Source organism: Pseudophaeobacter sp. EL27, from assembly GCF_900313025.1.
Classification (GTDB): Bacteria; Pseudomonadota; Alphaproteobacteria; order Rhodobacterales; family Rhodobacteraceae; genus Pseudophaeobacter.
On the sequence record NZ_OMPQ01000015.1, the window covers coordinates 1 to 21,090 of the forward strand.

The 21,090-nt window shown below is 53.8% G+C and carries 13 protein-coding genes; 7 read left to right on the top strand and 6 right to left on the bottom strand.

The window, feature by feature from the left end; translation table 11 throughout:
* The coding region (locus ED661_RS18515; protein WP_162930185.1) for a transposase at positions 1 to 197 on the bottom strand (197 nt) is incomplete at its 3' end.
* A gap of 42 nt (positions 198 to 239) precedes the next feature.
* On the opposite strand from ED661_RS18515, the gene ED661_RS18520 reads away from it, so the two are divergent.
* Positions 240 to 1,859 carry an ankyrin repeat domain-containing protein gene (locus ED661_RS18520; RefSeq protein ID WP_256385571.1) on the top strand — a complete coding sequence of 540 codons (1,620 nt, stop codon included), beginning with the start codon at positions 240 to 242 and terminating at the stop codon, positions 1,857 to 1,859.
* A gap of 1,644 nt (positions 1,860 to 3,503) precedes the next feature.
* Here ED661_RS18520 and ED661_RS18530 read toward each other — a convergent pair.
* The 3 genes from ED661_RS18530 to ED661_RS18540 are packed head-to-tail and all read right to left on the bottom strand — an operon-like array spanning position 3,504 to position 8,625.
* A complete protein-coding gene (locus ED661_RS18530) occupies positions 3,504 to 4,832 on the bottom strand; it encodes an HlyD family type I secretion periplasmic adaptor subunit (RefSeq protein ID WP_122075932.1) in 1,329 nt (442 codons plus the stop codon).
* A gap of 2 nt (positions 4,833 to 4,834) precedes the next feature.
* Positions 4,835 to 6,925, bottom strand: coding sequence for an ABC transporter transmembrane domain-containing protein (locus tag ED661_RS18535; RefSeq protein ID WP_122075934.1), 2,091 nt, complete (start codon positions 6,923 to 6,925; stop codon positions 4,835 to 4,837).
* Entirely contained in the window at positions 6,922 to 8,625 is a 1,704-nt protein-coding gene (locus ED661_RS18540) for an ABC transporter transmembrane domain-containing protein (protein WP_122075936.1), read from the bottom strand. The genes ED661_RS18535 and ED661_RS18540 overlap by 4 nt, the downstream gene beginning before the upstream one ends.
* Before the next feature lie 171 nt (positions 8,626 to 8,796).
* Between ED661_RS18540 and ED661_RS18545 the strand changes: the two genes are divergently transcribed.
* Positions 8,797 to 12,648, top strand: coding sequence for a PA14 domain-containing protein (locus tag ED661_RS18545; protein ID WP_162930187.1), 3,852 nt, complete (start codon positions 8,797 to 8,799; stop codon positions 12,646 to 12,648).
* A 346-nt stretch (positions 12,649 to 12,994) separates the two neighbouring features.
* Here ED661_RS18545 and ED661_RS18550 read toward each other — a convergent pair whose 3' ends face one another.
* Together ED661_RS18550 and ED661_RS18555 are read right to left on the bottom strand one after the other, a co-directional pair.
* On the bottom strand, positions 12,995 to 15,316 hold the full coding sequence (locus ED661_RS18550; RefSeq protein WP_122075940.1) for a bifunctional diguanylate cyclase/phosphodiesterase: 2,322 nt from the start codon (positions 15,314 to 15,316) through the stop codon (positions 12,995 to 12,997).
* A gap of 294 nt (positions 15,317 to 15,610) precedes the next feature.
* Entirely contained in the window at positions 15,611 to 16,162 is a 552-nt protein-coding gene (locus ED661_RS18555) for a helix-turn-helix domain-containing protein (RefSeq protein WP_254054888.1), read from the bottom strand.
* Between the two features lie 76 nt (positions 16,163 to 16,238).
* Between ED661_RS18555 and ED661_RS18560 the strand changes: the two genes are divergently transcribed.
* From ED661_RS18560 to ED661_RS18585, 5 genes are all read left to right on the top strand, one after another.
* A complete protein-coding gene (locus tag ED661_RS18560) occupies positions 16,239 to 16,523 on the top strand; it encodes a hypothetical protein (protein WP_122075944.1) in 285 nt (94 codons plus the stop codon).
* 424 nt (positions 16,524 to 16,947) lie between these two features.
* Positions 16,948 to 17,100, top strand: coding sequence for a hypothetical protein (locus ED661_RS18570; protein ID WP_162930188.1), 153 nt, complete (start codon positions 16,948 to 16,950; stop codon positions 17,098 to 17,100).
* Positions 17,101 to 17,222: 122 nt separating this feature from the next.
* Positions 17,223 to 18,116, top strand: coding sequence for a ParB/RepB/Spo0J family partition protein (locus tag ED661_RS18575; RefSeq protein WP_162930189.1), 894 nt, complete (start codon positions 17,223 to 17,225; stop codon positions 18,114 to 18,116).
* Positions 18,113 to 20,266, top strand: a complete 2,154-nt coding sequence (locus ED661_RS18580; protein ID WP_122075952.1) for a transposase domain-containing protein — start codon at positions 18,113 to 18,115, stop codon at positions 20,264 to 20,266. The genes ED661_RS18575 and ED661_RS18580 overlap by 4 nt, the downstream gene beginning before the upstream one ends.
* 72 nt (positions 20,267 to 20,338) lie before the next feature.
* Entirely contained in the window at positions 20,339 to 21,082 is a 744-nt protein-coding gene (locus tag ED661_RS18585) for an AAA family ATPase (RefSeq protein ID WP_027240429.1), read from the top strand.
* Positions 21,083 to 21,090 lie beyond the last annotated feature (8 nt).

Sequence of the window (21,090 nt, forward strand, 5' to 3'; positions counted from 1 at the left end):
TCCTTCTGGAGCCGCTTCAGTTCCTTAAGCTGCTCTGTGCCCATTCCGCTGTACTTCTTCTTCCAGCGGTAATAGGTTTGCTCCGTCACGCCGATCTGACGGATTGCATCAATCCGGGGCATCCCTTGCCCCATCAACACTTCAACCTGCCGTAACTTCACGACAATCTCTTCGGGCTTCGGTCTCTTAATAGCCATCTATGGTCCTCCGCTTTTCTAAACATAGGGGCGGACCACTTCATTGGGGGAGGCTCAGAGACTGGCACCTTCCCACTTTTGTTTGCCGCACAAGAAGGCCACCGCGAGATCGTAAAAGCGCTTATCAACGCCAAGGCCGATGTGAATGCGGCCAATCATGAGAATGGCACCGTCCCGCTGTTGATGGCTGCCCAGAACGGCCACCGCGAGATCGTAGAAGCGCTTATCGACGCCAAGGCCGATGTGAATGCGGTCAATCAAGAGAATGGCACCGTCCCGCTGTTGATGGCTGCCCAGGAAGGTTACCGCGAGATCGTAGAAGCGCTTATCGACGCCAAGGCCGATGTGAATGCGGTCAATCAAGAGAATGGCACCTTCCCACTGTTGATGGCTGCCCAGAACGGCCACCGCGAGATCGTAAAAGCGCTTATCGACGCCAAGGCCGATGTGAATGCGGTCAATCAAGAGAATGGCACCTTCCCGCTGTTGATGGCTGCCCAGATCGGTCACAGCGAGATCGTAAAAGCGCTTATCGACGCCAAGGCCGATGTGAATGCGGCCAATCATGAGAATGGCACCGTCCCGCTGTTGATGGCTGCCCAGAACGGCCACCGCGAGATCGTAGAAGCGCTTATCGACGCCAAGGCCGATGTGAATGCGGTCAGTCAAGAGAATGGCACCTTCCCACTGTTGATGGCTGCCCAGAACGGTCACCGCGAGATCGTAGAAGCCCTGATAGCAGCGAAAGCTGATCTCAAACTTGCCCATTCGAAAACCCAAGAAACCGCAGTCGATGTGGCTGTAAGGGGCGGGCAGCAAAACGTCATTCAGGTTTTTGCGCGTGCGCTCGGCACCCCTGCCGAAAAGCTCGTCGACGAGATAAAGGATCGGTTGGAGCAGAACCGTGACGCGTACCGGGACCTTTCAGAAAAGCAACTTTCAGAAGATCTTATCGCTTTGACCAAATCCCTTGCGCCGTCAGACCCTTGGCCGGTCCCTCATCCAATGGATCTGGGCTGGACGCAGCCCGAAGCAGAACGCCGCGATGACATCTTGAAGGTTTTTCTATTGGCCAAGGCCCGCGTCGATCTTCCAGACGGCGTGGTCCGAAATGTCAGGTGCACACCGCTCACTTTCTATGTTGGCGTCACACTTGCTGAGGTTTTGATTGAGCGAAGTTCTGGTTCGTTTGGCGTTTTCTCATACCTCGATTTGGGGGGAACATTCGTCCATCTCGACGGTTCATCCGGTGGTATCCATGCTGTGAATGATCGTGCGGGCGCAGAATTGAGGCTGCAACAAGTGGAAGAGGCCGAAGCCTACATGCGCTTCTTCTGCAGCTATGTCTCCGGAGAAAACGGTATTTTTAGAATTGTCGAGCGTTTTTCTGAACTGGGTATTTCGATTGAAAATCCCGAAGTGGCGGACGCACTTGAAAAGCTGTTCAAACCCGTGGAAGTGCTAGGACAGGATGACCGAAGCTTTGTCATGACAGCGAATGTTGTTCACGGCGACGTCCTATCTTGTTCCAAATTCCGGATCGAATCTGGCGGAAAAATCGAGATGCTAGAGGATGATCCGCTTGCGGGCGCTCTTCTCGTGGCGCAGCATCAATTTCGCGACGGATTGCGAGAAATTGTTCCGGTTGTGCGCGACCTGTAGCAACCTCATAATTGTATAGGTTTCACTTCAAACATCCCATCGCAAACCGCTTTACATCCCTCATGCATCGACAGTTGTGAATTTGAGAGCGCGGCTCCTAAGCTGCTTGCGCCAAGCCCACTAAAGTATCAGTTGAATGTCAGTTTTCAATGAAACTACTCAGTTGCACAGTCTTCGCAGCTGATGTTTGGTTTCGGCCCTCAGTGCTAGATGTCCATGTCCGCTTTGGGCTGCGAGCAGCCGTTAGCGCCATTTGGGACTGAGCGGCCGACGCTCGTCGCGAGCCCGACCAGAGAAGTATAGCGATGCCCATTTTGAAACCTGTCCGGGAGCGCGCCGCCCGCGTTCTGTGTAAGTTGGAAGTCCCTGAACCAAAACGCAATGGAGGGGGCGCCCATGTAGCGCTCTTTCCTGCAGGAGGTCGGTGCAGTTCTGAGTGCAATGCTACAGCTCTAAAGTTGGGAAGAATTGAAGGGCGTGCCCCAAGAGCTCGGCTCCGAGCAGTTTAAAACCTCTTCAAACGACCTTTAAAGAACTCAGCAGCCGGATATTTTAAGCGGTTCGGGATGCGATATAACCGAGTTTGAAATGGGAAGTGTCCCGTACTGCAATGCGAAGTGTCCCAAACTCACCCCGAAACTGGTACAAAAAGTGGATGGCCACGGGTTCAGTTTTGGCATAGAAAACATGGCGTTCGTCTTGAAAAATTTGCTGCAATGGGAAGTGTCCCGCACTGCAAAACGAAGTGTCCCGCTACAGCCAAGTGTTAGGAGACACTTGATATTGCAGTAACCGGAAGACCCCGGATGAAGCCGGAAGATACCGGATAGAGCCATTTAAAACAGGCTTTAAGAGGTGTTTATGGGGTTTGAAAGCTTGGAGGGCGTTGTCTTTCAAAGATGGCCTAAATCGCTCAAACTGAAACGACAGACGATTTTGAGACACTTCCCCTTTCAAACTCCCCAACTCTCCAACTGCCCTTAATAATAGCGCCTTGCGGGCCCGAGGTGACCAGCAAGGTTCATTTTCTCTACTTCCGAACTAGGAACTAGACCGCGTTGAGGCGTTCCCGTTCCCAGAAAGGGATTTTGTTATAGGTGGCAACCTCTTGATGAATTCTGACAAGGCTGAACCACACTGCGAACTAGGAACAGATTTTTCGGTGTGAACGGGGTCCCCTCTCCCCTGCCCTGCGGCACCAAATTGAACGGTAGTTCTGCAAAATTCTGAATGCTGCCGTTCTGGGGCGAAATCAGATCAGAGCCATTGAGGTGCAAAGTTCGCCAAACCCTCGTTCGCTGCGGCAGCAAAGACAAAACCCGTGCGGCCTCACGCATTGCGAACAAACCTGCCTTTCGCCTTAGCCACGCGTCTCTTGCTGAATGTGAAAAGGCTTTGTAGGTCCACGGAGAGAACAAAGCCTCTCCACTGCATTGGAGCTCGTAGCCACGGGCGCGTACCGCCCGAAATGGAGCACATTTGGTTGGTTGAAAACCTGCCTGACGAATGTGCTCTACCGGAACCACTTCATACAGGTAGAGCGGCCGAAATTGACTGTCGCTGATGGAAGGCAGTTTCGTGCTCATGCCATCTTTCGTCCGACCGATCAGGCGTCAACGTCGCTCTCTCACACCAAAGCGAATGTTAGCGTTCATTGAACGCATTGTTCATAGTTTGATGTACCGGCTTAAGCATATAGGATAGCAACGTTTTTTCTCCAGTCGTCATTTCTGCTACAACCGTCATACCAGCTTGCAGAGGGCGCATATACGCGCCGGACCCGATTGAGCGGTTGTCCAATTGGATCGATGCGCGGAAATATGTTTCGCCGGTCTGCTCATCAATCAAAGGCACAGGTGACAGTGCTGCAACCCGGCCTTGGATTTTTCCGAAACGCCGTACATCATAGGTATCAACGGTAAGATTAACTGGTTGTTTCAGCCCCACATGCCCGATTTCGTTGTTAGGGATGCGCGCCTCAACCATCAAATCCAATCGTGTTGGCAGCAACTCGAAGATTGTCTCGCCCGGAGCAATTACCTCACCTTCATTGGGGAAGGCAACGGATTGCACTATTCCCACGCTAGGCGCAGTAATCTGCAGCTCTTCAAGTTTGCGATCGACAATTCTCAATGACACTGCAAGTTCACTGCGCATATCGCTCATCTCTTCGACCACATTCAGCATTTCTTCGCGCAAGGTCAAAGTTTGTTCGGCCATTTCCGCCTGGACAAGTGTTAGAGCGCTACGGGTTTGGGCTAAACGGACCTCTCCGTCGGATGCCGCTGTGCGTAACGCATCCAGCTGATCGGCCTCGCGTCCGAGATCACGCAAAGTGGTCAAACCTTGCTTATGCAGATGGCGTGCACGCGCTAACTCTTCCTGCTTACGTTCAACCCGCTCTAGTGTGAAACCCTGAGAGGTCTGGAGTATGTCCAGCGTTTCCTGCTGCTGAGCGATTGCCAGACTCTTCACACGCTGGCTCTCGGCGTAGATTTCTAAGGTTGCGGCCGCGCGGTGCTGGTTTTTCTGGCGCAGCGTTTGCAGTTCGTCTTCGTTGATCACTGTTCCGCTTTCCAGTGTACGCAAAACGGTCCGGGCGCGAGACAGCTTGCGATCAACGGTCGCTATTTGTTCACGTAGCCTTTGCTGTTCCTTATCCAGATCCGGATGGCGCAACTCGACCAGCACATCACCCTCTTTAACTTGGTCGCCGTCTTGCACATGCACATATTCGACGATACCGCCTTCCATCACCTCGATTTGAGTATAGTCGCCAAGCGGCACGATCGTGCCCGGTGCTCGGGTGATCTGAGGCACATCTGTGCGTCCGGCTAAGACCACCAGCGCAACCACCATGCCAGAAAAGATCAAAGAGATTAGCGCTGCAAATCGCGATTGACGGCTTTTTTCTTTCTGCTTGGCCTTTGCAATCGGGCCGTTTCCCTGCTGCTTCTTGGATGATGTGCGCATTTTTAGGTTCCCGTTGCTTTCATAACCGCCTGCACCTTTTTGATGGCCGCAGGTCCGGTATCATTGACGATGACACGATCCCCGTTCAGGTAAATCAGCCGGTCTGCCATTTGCATAAACGAACGGTCAGCAGTGGTGATCAGAACGGTCTTTGCACCGCGCTGATTTTCCAACCAATTCTTAAATCGATCACGGCGGGTCTGTGATAGGCCGTTAGTCGGTTCTGAGAAAAAGAATATTGATGACTGCCGTGCCATGCTCCGGGCCAGCGCAATTGACTTGATCAGTTCGCTAGGTAGGCCCGCCACAAATTGAGCGCTCAGGCGCGTGTCACATCCTTCCGGCATGGCCTTGACTTCTTCAGAGATTCCAATGTGCTCCAATGCCGCAAGAATTTCCGCCTCACTCAGTGCCGGGGCAGCCAGGCGAAAATTTTGTGCCACGGTCCCGTGAAAGAGCTGAGGCGTGTAAGTTGAATAGGTTATTGATTTGCGCAGTTCATCCCGTGCGATCTGACGGATGTCGATACCATCATGCTCGATTACGCCGGAGGAGGGAGACGCAAACCCGGTGGCCAAATCCAGTACCGCTGTCCGGCTGGCGGTATCCCGCCCCATGATTACTACAAGCTCTCCCGGTGTGCAGTCGAAACCGGCTGCTGTGAGCAGCGCGGGATTCAGCGGATCTGGGCGATGGTTCACCCCCTGAAATGAAATTGCACCACGCAGAGTTTTTTGATGAGACTGGTTCAAGCCCAGCTCTACTTCCTCTGTCAGCGATAATACCTGATCGGCCTGCTTCTGGCTCTTGCGAAATCCGGAGATCTGCCCAAGCGAAGATTGAAAGGCTTGAACCGGCGCGAGAACCTTGGAAACAAGGGCGATAGAGGCGATCAACGCACCAAAACTAATACTGCCTGCTACCGCGCCTTGTGCACAAAGAATGATTGCTCCGACCGAACCAAGTGCAACAATACTCTGCGACACGGTCTGAATCAGGTTCCGCAGCTGACGAGCACGAGCAGTTGCTGTTTCCGATGCTTCCGCCAGCGGCATACAGCGGCGCAACCATTGTTCTTGCATGCCAAGATTGGCCATTGTGCGCTGATGCTCCACGGCATCCTGGATCACCGTTGAACTTGCTCTGCTGGCCTCTGCCGCGGCATGTTCCAGTCGCTTCTGGAATGGCATCGCAAGAACCCCGATGCACATCAGAAGTACCGCAAGCCCAAGTGTCAAAAGTCCGACAGAAGGGGCCAAATAAGTCAGAACAGCAAAGAACATCAGCGCAAACGGCAAGTCGATCAAAGTTGTCATCACCTGGCCGGCGAACAGCTCTCGCAAGGATTCAAATTGACGGAAACGCGCAATTTGCTGACTCACACTGGACTTTTGCAGCTGCGGCAGCGGCAGGCTCATCAGCTTTCCAAAAAGCGCAACCGCCAGGGCGCGCTCCCCTTGCTGACCGACATAGGCCAGCGCCCTGGTTCGGACACTGCGGAACAGGAAATCAGACGTTGCCAGAATAACTACACCCGCGACCAATGCCACCAGCATGTCCACCGAACCGGAAGGAATCACGCGATCATAGATGGCCATGATCAAGAGCGGTGCCAGCAAGCCCAACAGGTTGGTCAGGAAACCCGCCAACAACAGGCCGGGTATCATCTGGTGCAGCGCCGCAAATGAAGCTCCAACCGTGCGATGCTCCCGGTGTGAAGGCTGATAACTGAATTTCTCGATCCGGATTACTGTGCAGGGATTGACCCGTGCTTCCAGAGTGCCAGGGTTTCCCCCATTCAATCCCGCAATTTGTAGCATAGCTCCTTTGCGGCGCAGAGCTACGAAGCAGCTACGATTGGCTGGGATAACCAGCGCGGGGCAATCTGCATCAGTAATCTCGCTTTCTAGACAGGCTACACGGGTATAGGGAACATCCAGATTCTCAAGAGTTTGGATCAAACCGTCAGGATCAAGCGTTTCAGTAAGATACGGGAATGCCTCTGCTATCGCTTCGTCGTTGCTCTGCCAACCTCCGACAAGCAGCAGTTCCTTCAACAGTGCACCGGCGTTTTGAGTTGTGACCAGGCTCATGCCACGTCCTTTCGCTGCTCGGCTGCGGTTTGTTCGGCATGGGCGTCCGCGTCCCAATCTGCAACCTCATCCCCCACCAAACAGGTCAGTTTGCATTCCACATCAGCAAGACCCTTCATGCGGGGATCAGGGCTGTTCATCAGGATCGTCGGCTTTGGTGACAAGGAGGCCAAACACTCCGCCAAGTCCTCCCGCTCTGTGGTATCCAGTACCGCAGTCGGTTCGTTCAAGAGCAGGATGCGCGGACGTAACGCCAGCACACGTACCAGCGCAATCAACTGCCGGTTAACGGGATCGTTTTCAAAAGCACTGCCAGAGCCTAGCTTTGTATTATACCCCATTGGCAGTCGATGAATCCGCTTTTCCAGCCCCAGCTTCGCCGCAAACTCTTTCGCCCGGGAAATATGCGTCTCATCGCCAAAAGCGCTTAGATTTTCTAATAGTGTGCCCGACAGAATGGCAGGATCGCTTTCCAACATAACAATGGCATCCTGACCCCGCCTCGATACGAGTGACTGCGCTGAAACTCCGTCTATCAGGACTTCGCCCGCTGCAGGACTACAATGCCCAGTTACAGCATCGTAAAGTGCCTGTATCTGCCAAATCGCATTGCTGCTAACCAAACCGATCTGGCCTGGCGCCAATATCAAGGAGCTTATGCCCGAGCGTTCGGCATCCCCGCTTCCTCCCTGGAGCCGGAGGTCGCGCAGGGTGATTTTTCCTTCAATCAGGCCTGCACACTTTGTTGAGACCGGGTCAATATCCAACGCATCAATTTCACGCAGCTTTCTCCAGGACAGAGCAACGCTCTCTGACTGCACCCATAGTGTCATCAATTTGGTCAACGGCTGTACAATCCGCCCGTTCAGCAACATACATGCAGCCATTTCAGCGATCCCGATCTGCTGGCGGATAACCAAGAAAGCACCAAGCAGTCCCATAGCAGCCACAGAAACCTGCCCAAAGACAGCCCCGAAGTTCTGAGCGAGGCCGGAAAACCGGATCAACCGATGGCTGAGATCAACGGTTTGATCTTCCAGCAGTTCAAACCGCCGCTGCATCTGGCGCTCCATCCGGTTGGCTTTGACGGTTTCGTTGCTCGACAGCACCTCGGACAAAAAAGCGTACCGGCGACTGTCCAAAGATTTTCTCGTGTCAAACAGCGCCCATTGAGCGCGCTTCATCAGCAGGGAAAACACCAGTACCGCCACCAAGCCTGTGATTGGCACAAGAACCAACCAGCCTCCGATCAATGCCACCATCACCGCGAAAACCAGCGTGAATGGCAAGTCAATCAACAGGGCATGATTCTGCCCTGCATGATGGTCACGAAGTTGGGAAATGGCGGAAAATCGATCAATGTATACCGACGCTGAATCCCGCGAAAATGCCTGAGTGTTGGCGTGTAATATCCGGCTCGCAAAACGCCGATAATTCGAGACTGCTGCCTTTTCCGCAGCCCCGTTCAGTAATGTCAAACGGCTCCACCGCAGAACTAGTTCGATCCCCGCGCTCACTAGGAGGAGGACGGTTAACATGCGCAGTGTTTCAACTGACTGAAAGGGGATCACACGATCAAAAATCAGGAGAATAGAGATGGGAATAACTAATGCGACGACGTTAAGTGACAGCGACGCAGCCAGAAGAGGCAGCTTCACGGCCAGGGAGCTGTCACGCCCTTTGAATGTCTCTTGTTCCATACCGGCCCCATACCACTCACTCTGGTGCACAAGACATTGAAACCCCTTAAGCCTTTATCAATTACACAGAACGCTTTGGGTAAGAATGAGTTAAAATTCAAGCTATGCGTGTGAGATTGCATTAACCGTTTTGTGTTAATGAAAAAATCAAATGTATTTCCGGAGGTTCTTATGTCTGGCAAAGCCGATCATTCGATAAACCAGCCACACAATTTGATAAAAGATCAAAAAGATAAGGAGACTTTTGCAGAGGGGCTGTCAAAGGGCGCCCAAGCCGCACCTGAGGACCAAAGCCGCAGTACTCTCCACACTGGAGAAACTCTAGAAGGTGATGCTTCCGAAAGACTCGCTTTTGATGGGCACGCTAGTTTCACTGTGCAAGAGGTGGACACCTTATCCGCCCAAGAGACGCCCGGTGACAGCAGTCAAGACGCAGCTTCGCTTCTTCCTCACGATGGCTCCCCCGTGCTTTTTGATGCAGAAGCTCCTCAAGACACAGGAAGAGACGCTGATGATGGTCAGAATGTTGCCCGGTCTCACCAAATTCCCAATGAAGGGGCCGAGCATGCGATTGACGTTGGCGGTTCTCAGGCGCCATCGGCCCAACAAACTAATCAGACCGCTAACCGTAGTGCTGGAGATGGATCTCCAGAACCTCCCAAAGAAAATAACGCACCGGAAAGCCTTTCGCTCTCTAACGGCACTATTGCCGAGAACGCAGAAGGCGCAATCGTCGGCACCCTCTCCGCTGAGGACCAGGATGCGGGCGACAGCCACAGCTATTCCGTCTCCGATGACCGCTTCGAGGTTGTGGAGGGCCAGCTCAAGCTGAAGGACGGCGTATCGCTCGACCATGAGGCCGAAGCTGAGATCGAAGTACAGGTCACCGTCACCGATAGTGCGGGCACATCGCATACGGAAGACTTCTCAATTGAGGTGACAGATCAGAATGACGCCGTGACCGGCGTCGAGCTGACCGGCAGCGCTATTGCCGAGAACGCAGAAGGCGCAATCGTCGGCACCCTCTCCGCTGAGGACCAGGATGCGGGCGACAGCCACAGCTATTCCGTCTCCGATGACCGCTTCGAGGTTGTGGAGGGCCAGCTCAAGCTGAAGGACGGCGTATCGCTCGACCATGAGGCCGAAGCYGAGATCGAAGTACAGGTCACCGTCACCGATAGTGCGGGCACATCGCATACGGAAGACTTCTCAATTGAGGTGACAGATCAGAATGACGCCGTGACCGGCGTCGAGCTGACCGGCAGCGCTATTGCCGAGAACGCAGAAGGCGCAATCGTCGGCACCCTCTCCGCTGAGGACCAGGATGCGGGCGACAGCCACAGCTATTCCGTCTCCGATGACCGCTTCGAGGTTGTGGAGGGCCAGCTCAAGCTGAAGGACGGCGTATCGCTCGACCATGAGGCCGAAGCTGAGATCGATGTACAGGTCACCGTAACCGATAGTGCGGGTACATCGCATACGGAAGACTTCTCAATTGAGGTGACAGATCAGAATGAGGCTCCTGGCGGGTTAACACTTCAAGGGGAAAGTGAAAACCTTGTTGAAAATGGCAGCTTTGAAAACTTTAGTCTGGAAACCGGTCGTTGGCGCGCCTTCAAAGAGGACGATTCCGGCAGTTGGGATACTGATACCAGTATGGAAGTCTGGGACAATTTAGGCCGGACTGATGCTTCTGAGGGCGAGCAGCACCTAGAAATGGACTCTGGCCGCGGTGTCGATAGCATCAGTCAGACCATTCAGACCAACGAAGGGCAAGTTTATGATCTAGGCATCGATCTACGCGAACGTCTTACAAATGGCACCGACACTGTCGAAGTCTATTGGAACGATAATCTCGTTGGTGAATTGGATCCTGATAGTAAGGAGTGGACGACCTTTGAGATGCAGGTGATCGGTACCGGCGAAGATAAGCTGGAACTGCGTGAAGCAGCCGATCAAAATGACAGCTATGGTGCACTGGTCGATAACATCACGGTTACATCCGCGCAGAATGTTGTTGCCGAAAACGTCCGTGGCGCCATTGTTAATCGGGTGAATTTCGAAGATCCAGATGGCGATGACAGTCATATGTTCGAGGTTTCGGACGACCGTTTTGAAGTTTCCAATGGCTTCTTGCGCTTGAAAGAAACTGAAGCGCTCGACTTTGAAGAAGCCAGCGAAATCGACGTATCTGTCACGGTGACGGACTCTGGCGGACTCAGCACCTCTGAAACCTTTACTGTTGAGGTGGCTGATACCGCCGACCTGACGGTTTCGACTGGATTTCATGCGCGGTACTTCGATGTGGACCAGCGGCTCAGTTCTCTGGAGGATATCGATTGGGACGCGGAGCCAACGCATCAGGAACTGGTCACAGAGATTAATTACGAGAACGGCAGGGACTCCTTCTGGGAGGGCGGCTCGGAAGACACCTTCGGAGTAGAAATCAGCGGAGCCGTGCAGGTGGACAAAGGGGGGACATACCGGTTCGACCTCGGCGGTGACGATGGCGCTCAGTTATTCGTGAACGGGCAGCCGGTCGTCGAAAACGATGGGCTCCATGCCTATCAGACCAAATCAGGCGAAGTGCAACTGGATCCTGGCAGCCACCATATTGAAGTGCGGTACTTCGAGAATTACGGACATGCGGGTCTGAAGCTTGAATGGGAAGGGCCGGGCATGGATGGGCCTCAGCTGGTGACGGCACCAGATATGTCCGAAGCGCAAACTGTATCCGGTATGCCGATTGCGATGAACGTCGCCCATCCAGAGATTGAGCTAAGCGAGACTACAAACCTGGCGCTGAAGGGCCTGCCCGCAGGCACGGTTGTGGAGGCGGACGGCAAAACACTGGTGGTGGAAGACGGCGGCACTGCGGACATCACCGGGTTTGACACAGAAATGCTGACAGTCACGCCGCCGTATGATTTTGCAGGCCAAGTGGATGCCACGCTCACCATGACCGATAGCAGCGCTGCAGCAGGCAGCACAGACATCAGTCAGCCGATTACAATCAATGTGAATGAGGCCCAAATAACTGAGCCAACTGCAGAGTTTGTGACAGGATTTCGAGCTGACTACCTAGATGTGGACCAGCGGATCGGAAAGCTGGATGACGTGAACTGGGACGCTGACCCCACCCACCAGGACCATCAGGCAGAAATCGATTACAAAAACAGCGGTGAATCCTTTTGGGAAAGTGGTTCCAAAGATACGTTTGCTACCCGGATCCAAGGGCAGGTTACGGTTGAGGAAGGAGGTTCCTATACCTTTTTCACCTCCGCTGACGATGGTGTGGTAGTTTTTGCCAACGGGCAGGAGGTCGTCAAAGACGATGGTAATCACAGGTATCGCGAAGATTCCGGTCGGATCGAATTGGAACCCGGCACACACGACATTGAGATTCGATATTTCGAGAATTACGGGCATGCAGGTCTGAAACTTGAATGGGAAGGCCCGGATTCGAACGGCCGTGAGACGGTACAAGCCGATCAGGACATCGCCGTTGATGTGAACGGCACATTGGATGTGGGCATCGGGCTAGAAGGTGCGAGTGACAGTGCGACCGTAGGAATTGAAGGCCTGCCCCGTGATACGATCTTGACTAGTGGCGACAATGCTCTTGTAACAGACGGCGGGCCAGTGGATCTTTCGGGTTGGAACATAAGCGCGCTCGAGGTTTCTCCACCACCCGGTTACGAAGGGGAAATAAAGGGGGAGATAGTTGTTAGCGACACTGCCTTCAATGGCGCACCTATCACCTTCAGCTCTGATTTCACAATACCGGTTGGAGACACAACAATTACGCTCGAACCTGTTTCTCAGGGTGAAGAGGGATTCGGTCCCGAAAGCAGCATGAGCTCTGGAGACGCTGCGTGGGATGCGTTTACAGAACTAAGCGAGGAAGGCGGCCAAGATTACGATACCTCACAGGAAGATGTTCTGGCCGAGCCAGTTATTGTTCAAGAGTCGCAAGAGGTTTCACAGATCAGCACTGAAACCTATGAGCGAACAGATTGGTAACATTCTGCTCATTCAAAAGCTGGCAGCAGCCAAAAAGAACAACGCTGGTTGATTGTCGTGTCATGCGCACCCGATAAGGCCCGTAATGTTGAGCAAGGGGAAGGCCGCTAAAAGTGCACAGAAAGCCCAACCCCTCTTGAGTTGGGTTTTATTGGGCCAAAGAGATTAAGTTAGGCTCTCGAGAGGCAACACTCTCCCGAACTACGTGGCGCAACAATAGAGCTCGATTTACTGTGGGGTACCGAGCTGAGCGCGCTGTTCCCGTACCCTGAGAAGCAGCGGTAGCAGTAGAAGCGACTTTCAACTCACCTACCAGCCACACACCTCAACTAATGGCTATGCGCCTTCAGCCTAAACGAATACTTTTTTTGGAGGCATTAAGGTCGCTCATCCAAATCAACAGGTCATCAAATCTCATTGGTTTTGCGAACTGATAGCCTTGTTGCCGGATGCATCCGAGCGTTGCCAGGTGATCGCTGGTCGTCTTGTCCTCGATCCCCTCGGCTAGAACATCAATCTCTAGTTTTGTTGCGATGTCCTGAATAGCACGTATGATTTCAACATGGAGTTCAGATGTTGCCGCGAAATCAGTCAGAACTTTTGAAATTTTGAGTTGATCAGGGCGTACTTCATAGATGCTTTGAAAGGAAGAATAACCCGCGCCGAAATCACCGATTTCCACCCCGACTCCCAACTCATCCAGTTGATCCAAGAAATAGGCTAGTTTGTCTCTGCATAGGGCACTGCAAAAATCTTCAACGACTTCAATTGACAAGCTGCATGGAAACGGCCGGAGTTCACCAAGTCTGGTTAGAAAGCTTCTTTCTTTTAGCGTTTGGATACTTAGGTTCACGGATATCTTGGGTACAATAAACCCATGATGTGCCCAGTTTTGAGCGTCGGAAACGGCTCGCTCCAAAATAAGTGTATCAATCTTGGAAATGACGCCAAGACGCTCTGCTATCGGTAGAAATGTAGCCGGTGACAATGTTCCTCTTGAAGGATGAAGCCATCGGGCAAACACTTCCAGCCCGATGACTTCATTAGTACTTACATCGACTTGAGGCTGATAGTACGGTACGATCAACCCTTCTCGTATCGCACAAGAGAGTTCGTCAGAAAGTGCCTTGGTTTTGAAGACTTCATCGCGAAGTTCACCTGAAAACTGGGCGCATCTACCACGTCCAAGCTCTTTGGCACGGTAAAGGGCAATGTCAGCATCACTCATGAGCCTTTCGATATCTAGGTGGCCATCACATATCTTCGCCTTGGCGACACCGATGCTAGCCCCGAATTGGCACGTCTCTTCTTGGAAAAGTAATGGTTTCGAAAGCTGTAGGATAATATTGTCGGCGAGCTTTTCTGCATCCGCTGCCAAGCGTTCACCGGTACGAATTATAAGAAATTCGTCCCCTCCGACTCGAGCCACCAGGTCGTCGTCGGCGGCGAGCTCAGCTAGGGTTCGGGCGACCTGTTGTAAGACGTGATCTCCCGCAGCATGGCCCAATGTATCATTGATCTCTTTGAAGAGGTCCAAGTCGATGTGCATTACAGTGATGGCCGATGAATTTGTATTCAGCTCGTGCAATCTCCGTTCGAGTTTCTTTTGTAGAGATCTACGGTTTGCTAGTCCCGTTAAGGGATCATGGTCGGCTCTGTACTCAGCATCTTGATTGTGTCTCTCAAGCGCTTCGTTTTGTTTGTCGAGCTCCAACAATGCGTTGCGCAAACTGTCGGCCTGCTCCAAAATTGACCTTCTTAGAAAGGTCGCGATAGTCAGAGACGCTAGGATCGCGATCAGAAATATGGTCACGACAAGCCAATAGGATCTTCGCCAGTCGGCCACTGTTTCTTCCAACCTGAGGCTCAGCGCCGAGAAAACTTTGTGCCAGTATCCATCAATTCTGTGGTCAAAATCAGTCTTGGCTTCGAGCAATTGTGTGATTTCAATTTCACGACCTTTCCGGAACTTCTCGATTGATTTTATCGTTCTCACAGCTGCGCTTTGAAACATACTGCTGCTTCGACGAAATGAGGTTCCTGCTTCCGTAACCGCCTGTTCAATCGGAGTATCAGCCATGCCAATGGGATGTTTTGAGGCCCTAGAGATGGCATCTGCCACGGCCTTGAATTGACCGGCGTTCACAACAAATGCCATCTGATCGTTAAAGTTGACCCGTTGTTTCTGGCTTAGTCTTTGAACAAGGCTTTCTAGCACCGCGAGCCGGTAGGCAACCTCTGGAAGGCGGTCAAACAAAACTGAAGAATACTCCGCTGCGAACCCATCAGGCGGGACCGTAAGTCCCATTTCACGTGCAATTTCTTGGATTATTTTGTTGGCCGCAGAGAGCCGAACTTCGCGTGATACGTCATCGGCGTTGAATTTCTGGAGATTTGAAAAAATGGTGTCGACCGAATTTTGTGAGAGCGCCTCGGGTTCATCACCGATATCCCAGAGCTGCAATGGTGGGGTATCAGATCCGTTTTCAAAAATCAGTTCAGCATTCGCCAACCAAACCTTTTCAATCAAGTTCAGGCCGGTTTCCGAAGCCTGTATTTGTGTCAGTCGTTGATTGATTACATTTAGACCGACGAGACTTAGCCCGAGGACTGGCAGAATGAGTACGAATAGTAGAATGCGAAGCTTGTCGCCGATCGAATTTTTCATCCGGGTAGACCTCAATCCTAACTCTTCCACTCCTTGGATATCATCCAAGGGCAAAAGTTCGGTTAAAGGTGGTTTCCGCTCAGAGAGCAGTAGTCCGCTTTTGCAATGACTACTATCTGCGCATCGAAGCCTCTCGGGCTATACTAGACTGAGAGTACCGCTAACAGTCGATTGATCGGCACAGCCGCATTTGAACTCATGGCGACAGTCCTCGCGGCAACCAGGTCCGTAAGGCCCGTTATGTTGAGCAAGGGGAAGGCCGACAATAAACACGAGCTTGGAGAACAGATGCGACTAACCTGCCTTGATGGCAAGGTGCTGACGCAGCTCCTGAAGGGTTTTTCCCAAGGCAATTTCCATTGCAACTCCATCTGTGGGATCCGGCAACTGGGACATCATCTTATTGTATACCCACAATGTTTCTAGCAAGTGCGCCTCTTTAGACATCTCAATTCCGTTGTTCGCATATTCCTCGGTCACAACCCCACTACAGAACATCAAACGCATAGAGTCAGCAGGGATAACGTGACCTGGCGATCCAAGACTTGTGTCCGTTCGTCCACTTGGACCGCTTCCTTGCTCCGGCTCAATAGGCTGTGCGGGCTGTTCGCTACTAGGCAGCGGAATCGACATAGACCCCTCACCTGTCAAAACCCAAGATGCCGAAATGCCCAAATGGGTACTTATAGCAGTTAGAAATTCACTTCCAACAGCTCGATCACCGCCAATATAGTTCTGAATCGTACGGTAGCTGACGCCCGTTCTTTTAGATAAATCTTTAATAGTCAAAGATTTAAACTCACACACCTCGCGAATTCTCTCCGGTACACCCAATTGTTCACCCACCTTATTGACACTATACCCATTTGGGTGTAATGTGAGTATGCAACGACACGATACAAGGCCGCAATGCGAGGGCAGTATGACAAAACAAGATAAAATATTCCAGCCCGGGACCATCCTGCATGAGGTGATTGTGGGTGCATTTCGATCTTCAGGGTCAAGTTTCGAGGCTTGGTGCCGCACAAACGACGTCAAGCCAAGTACCGCCCGCACAGCCACCTATGGGCAGGCTGGAGGAGAAGTAGGCAGCGCAATGCTGGAACGCATCATTGATGCCGCTGGGCGGGAGATGATCGAAATGGCCTATTCCCAGCGAGTGATCCGTGAGGCTGCAAAGCTCGAGAATGCACAGGGTGGAGCATGAACCACCTCCCGTTCCCCACTCCCCTCAACCAAGATGGCTGCGCCTGCGGCCGGTTGAGCCACTACCCCAGCGACACCGTGGATGGGTCGCTGGGGGCTTTTGGAACACGGTCGCCACTCGCGAAGCCGGGTCCCAGTTCCACCCTATTTTGGGCGGGCTGGGGCCAATGGATCCGCGATTGGTCCCTGACAGGGTCGGAAGTTTTGGACGACATCATCGGGGCGATCTGCGTCTTCGCCCTGCCCCTTCCGCTCCTGTTTCTGGAGTTCCTGCTATGACAGATGACTTCGTAAGTCGGCGAACCTCCCTCGCCCCCGTAGCTACCGCACTGGCAAGCGCCACGTCGAACTATGCAGAACGCCGAACGGCAGCGGAGAAAGCCCATCTCGCTTTGTGCGAAGCACGCCTAGCGGGCGCTCAGAATGTGAGCGCACTCGCGGATCAATCTGACGCCGCCGTGGAAGCCATGAGCACCGCCCAGGAACAGATCGCCAACCTGATGGCGGATCTCAAAGAACAGGGCGTTCTCGACGATTTCTACGCCTTTGCCGCCACTCAAAACCGGCAGCCTACCTAATGCCAGGCGCGCAGATCATACGAGGCCCCTTCCGGTCAGATCCGCGCATCAAAAATCACAGCCATGTCGCACAGAACGGCAGGCCGCAAGCAACTGACCCCCATTTCACTGGAGCATCCACCATGACCCCTCCAAATTGGCAGAACACCCACACATTGCCGGTGGCAGACATCCAGGTGGAAGAACGCCTGCGGATCGCCTCCCAGCCAGCGGTGGCCAGCATTGTGTCTTCCATTCATGAGGTTGGCAGCATTCTGCAGCCCCTCCTGGTGCGCCGGGTCAAAGGTGGCTATCGCCTGATGGATGGTTTGCACCGCCTAACGGCAGCCAAAGAAGTTGGCCTAGCGGAAGTGCCGGTCAAGGTGAGCGACTGCACCAATGACCAGGCCATTCGCATTGAAGTGGATGCCAATGTGGCTGGCGCACCGCTGACGGCACTTGATATGGCGGTGTTTCTGGCTGCTCATAAGGAGCTGTATGAACGGGAGAATCCTGAGGCGAAAAGGGCATTTAGAGCCAACCAAGCACGCCGTGGCGATTGTACGGACATTATGTCCGTACAATCATTCGCAACCAATGCCGCCGAAGTGTTCGGCAAGGGTGACCGGCACATTCGCCGCCTCATTAGCGTTGGCGAGAAGCTCTCCAGAGAAGAAATCACCCTCCTGCGTGAAGCTCCAAAGAAAGTACAGTTCAAGGACCTGGAACACATCGCCAAGTGCGGAGAGCCTGAAGATCGCAGCGCGATCTGCATGGCCCTGGGTGATGGTTCAGCAAGGACAGCCAAGGAAGTCTTAGACCGGAAGAAAGCCGCAGGTTCGCAGGTACAGTCGACCACGGGGCAGCAGGTCTCAAAGCTCAAGGACGCCTACTCCCGTGCCAAGAAGGCAGCCCGGAAAGAGTTTGTCCGGCTGCATTGTGATGAGTTGATTGAGCTGATCCACGAGATTGCCCTTGAAGAAGACAAGGCGGCCGAGGTTGTCCCCTTCACCAGCACGCGTGAGGCGGGGCAATGAGCGTGGATATCACCCCTGATCAGGAATGGTGGTCTGCAGAGCAGATTGCCGAGGCGCGCTTTCCTGGTCTGCCTGGAACGGCGCGAGGCGTGAACATCTTCGCCATGCGCGAAGGCTGGCGCGGTGCACCAGGCGCGATCATGCGCAAGCCCGGGCGCGGCGGTGGTTTGTTTTATCACTGGTCCGTGCTGCCCTTTAATGCCCGTTTAAAGCTGATTGAACGGGACGCAGAACGTAAAGCAGAGCACCCAGAGGAGTGTCTTGACCGTGGTCGGGCCTGGGCGGAATACGAGAGCACCAGCCAGAAGGCAAAAGACGCGGCTGCAGAGCGCCTGGATGCGCTCAACAAAGTAGAGCTCCTGCACCTGAGCGGTGCGACCCATGTCGTGGCTGTTGAAGTGATCGCAAAGGAAAAAGACGTCAGTGCCCGCACAGTCTACAACTGGCTGGCAATGGTTGAAGGCGTAGCAGATGCGGACCGCCTGGCCTATCTGGCTCCTCGCCCACCGAAGAAGCGGGTCAAGAAAGAAGACCGTGCACAGTACCTCCCCTTTATGGATTGGCTGCAAAGCGCCTTTCTGCGCCTGGAACAGCCTACATTTGCGCAGAGCTATCGGGCAGCTACCCGGGAAGCAAAGCGACAGGGTTGGGACTACCCCATCCTGAAGACCGCCAAACGTTGGGTGGACGCTGAGGTGCCCCGCACCACGCAGGTGTTCAAGCGCCAGGGCATGAATGGCCTCATGCGCTGCTTCCCGGCGCAGACCCGCGACCGGTCTTCCCTATCGGCCCTGGAAGCGGTCAATGCCGACTGTCACAAGATCGATGTCTTTGTGAAGTGGCCAGATGGCACCATCAACAGACCCCAGATCGTGGTGTTCCAGGACCTCTACTCAAACAAGTTCCTGTCCTGGCGGGTTGATCACGACCCCAACAAGGTCATGGTAATGGCCGCCTTTGGTGAGATGGTAGACAAATGGGGCATTCCCAAACGCTGCCTGTTTGATAATGGCCATGAGTTTGCCAACAAGTGGATGACCGCTGGCACGCCAACCCGGTTCCGCTTCAAGGTTCGCGAAACTGATCCAGTTGGTGTGCTGCCGCTCCTGGGCATTAAGATGCATTGGGCCACGCCAGCTCATGGGCAGGCAAAGCCGATTGAGCGGGGCTTTCGCGACATTGCCAGCGACGTGGCAAAGGATCCGCGTTTTGCCGGTGCCTACGTTGGCAATCGACCCGAAGCAAAGCCGGAGAACTACGGCAGTCGTGCCATCCCGCTGGAAGAGTTTCTTGAGATTCTGGAAGAGGGCTTTGAAGAGCACAATGCCCGTCTTGGGCGGCGGTCTGACACTGCAAATGGCCGTTCCTTTGATGAGACCTTTGCGGAGAGCTACGCCAATGCCACGCGCCCAAGGGCAACAGAAGAACAGCGCAATCTATGGCTCATGGGGCAAGACACCAAGAAACTGCACAAACAAAACGGCAGCCTCACCTTCCACAAGAACATCTATCACTGTGCCTGGATGAGCCAGGAAGCGAACAAGAATGTAGTTGTCCGCTTTGACCCTGAAGATCTGCACAGCGGCGTGCATATCTACGCGCCCACAGGCGAATACATGGGCTTTGCTGAATGTCAGCAAAAGATCGGCTTCTTTAGCCATGAAGACGCAAGAGCCACGGCCAAGAAGAAGCGCGCAATTGTGAAGGCAGAGAAGAAACTGGCAGAGCTGCACGCGCCGGTTTCTCCGGAACAGCTTGCAGAGGACCTGCGACAGACCCGCGCGCAAACCAAGGTCACGCCCCTGGTAGAGGCCAAAGTCGTGTCGCCGGTCTTTGCCAACCGGGTATCCGCCTCCAACTTCCGGGACCACAACTCCCCAGCAGCCGAGGCCGCACAGGATGCCCTCATTTTTGAGATGAGCACGGCCAAACAGAGACGCAAACCAAAACCCGCATCAACGGAGAAGTTCGCAGTGGCGAAAGATCCGGATGCGCGCTTCCACCAGGCGCTGGAAATCCAGGAACGGCAACGCGCGGGAGAAGTAGTTGGTGAACGCGAAGCCAGCTGGCTGGACGGGTATCAGACCCACCCGGAATTTGAGGCTCGCATTGAGCTTCACAAGAGCTTCGGCGGCAACGACGCCGGGTAGAAAATCAAAAAGAAGAAGCCGTCGCCTGGCTTGGACCCCGTGGCGACGGCAACCGATGGAATAGGAGCGAGCATGTCACAGCAGATGGAAATCGGCAACAGCGTCCAACCCCTGACCAATGTGGCGGCGATGGCCACTTTGGTGAAGGAGTTGCAGGGCCGGACCTTTGGAATGCCGGGTCTTGGGGTGTTTTATGGCTATCCCGGCTATGGCAAGACCTTCGGCGCGATCTACTGCGCCACCACTTTTGACGTCATTCACATCTCCATGCAGGGGGATTGGACCAAGAAGACCTTCCTGGAACGTCTCTTGATGGAGCTCGGTGTGCCACCAAAGCGCACTATCCCGGATATGGTGTCGCAGGCCTGCGAAGAGCTGGCCATCGACGGACGCACCTTGATTGTCGACGAGTCTGATTATGCCTTCCGGCGCGGCATCATTGAGCTGATCCGCGATCTGCACGACGGCTCTGACACCCCCATTGTCATGATCGGCATGGAGGAGTTTCCACAGAAGCTCCAGAAGTACGAGCTGATCCATAGCCGCGTGATGTCCTGGGCCGCTGCCGAGCCTGCCATCCTGCGCGATGCCAAGTTGTTGGCATCCGTCTATGCAGAAGGCGTGGAGATCAGCGAGGATCTTTTAGATGCAATCATGGTCCGCAACACCGGCAATGTGCGCCGCATGGTGGTCGACATTGCCCAGGTGAAAAGCGAAGCCCTGGCGCAGGGCGTGGATGCAATGTCGCTGGAGGATTGGGGCGGGCTTCAGTTCCGCCGCAAGGATGCGCCGTCTCCGCGCCGGGGGCTGAAGTAATGGCCACC

Bases quoted from the DNA above. Each gene is read 5' to 3' on its own strand.
- ED661_RS18530 (WP_122075932.1), bottom strand. From the start codon at position 4,832: ATGCGCACATCATCCAAGAAGCAGCAGGGAAACGGCCCGATTGCAAAG.
- ED661_RS18535 (WP_122075934.1), bottom strand. From the start codon at position 6,925: ATGAGCCTGGTCACAACTCAAAACGCCGGTGCACTGTTGAAGGAACTG.
- ED661_RS18540 (WP_122075936.1), bottom strand. From the start codon at position 8,625: ATGGAACAAGAGACATTCAAAGGGCGTGACAGCTCCCTGGCCGTGAAG.
- ED661_RS18550 (WP_122075940.1), bottom strand. From the start codon at position 15,316: ATGAAAAATTCGATCGGCGACAAGCTTCGCATTCTACTATTCGTACTC.
- ED661_RS18560 (WP_122075944.1), top strand. From the start codon at position 16,239: ATGACAAAACAAGATAAAATATTCCAGCCCGGGACCATCCTGCATGAG.
- ED661_RS18575 (WP_162930189.1), top strand. From the start codon at position 17,223: ATGACCCCTCCAAATTGGCAGAACACCCACACATTGCCGGTGGCAGAC.
- ED661_RS18580 (WP_122075952.1), top strand. From the start codon at position 18,113: ATGAGCGTGGATATCACCCCTGATCAGGAATGGTGGTCTGCAGAGCAG.
- ED661_RS18585 (WP_027240429.1), top strand. From the start codon at position 20,339: ATGTCACAGCAGATGGAAATCGGCAACAGCGTCCAACCCCTGACCAAT.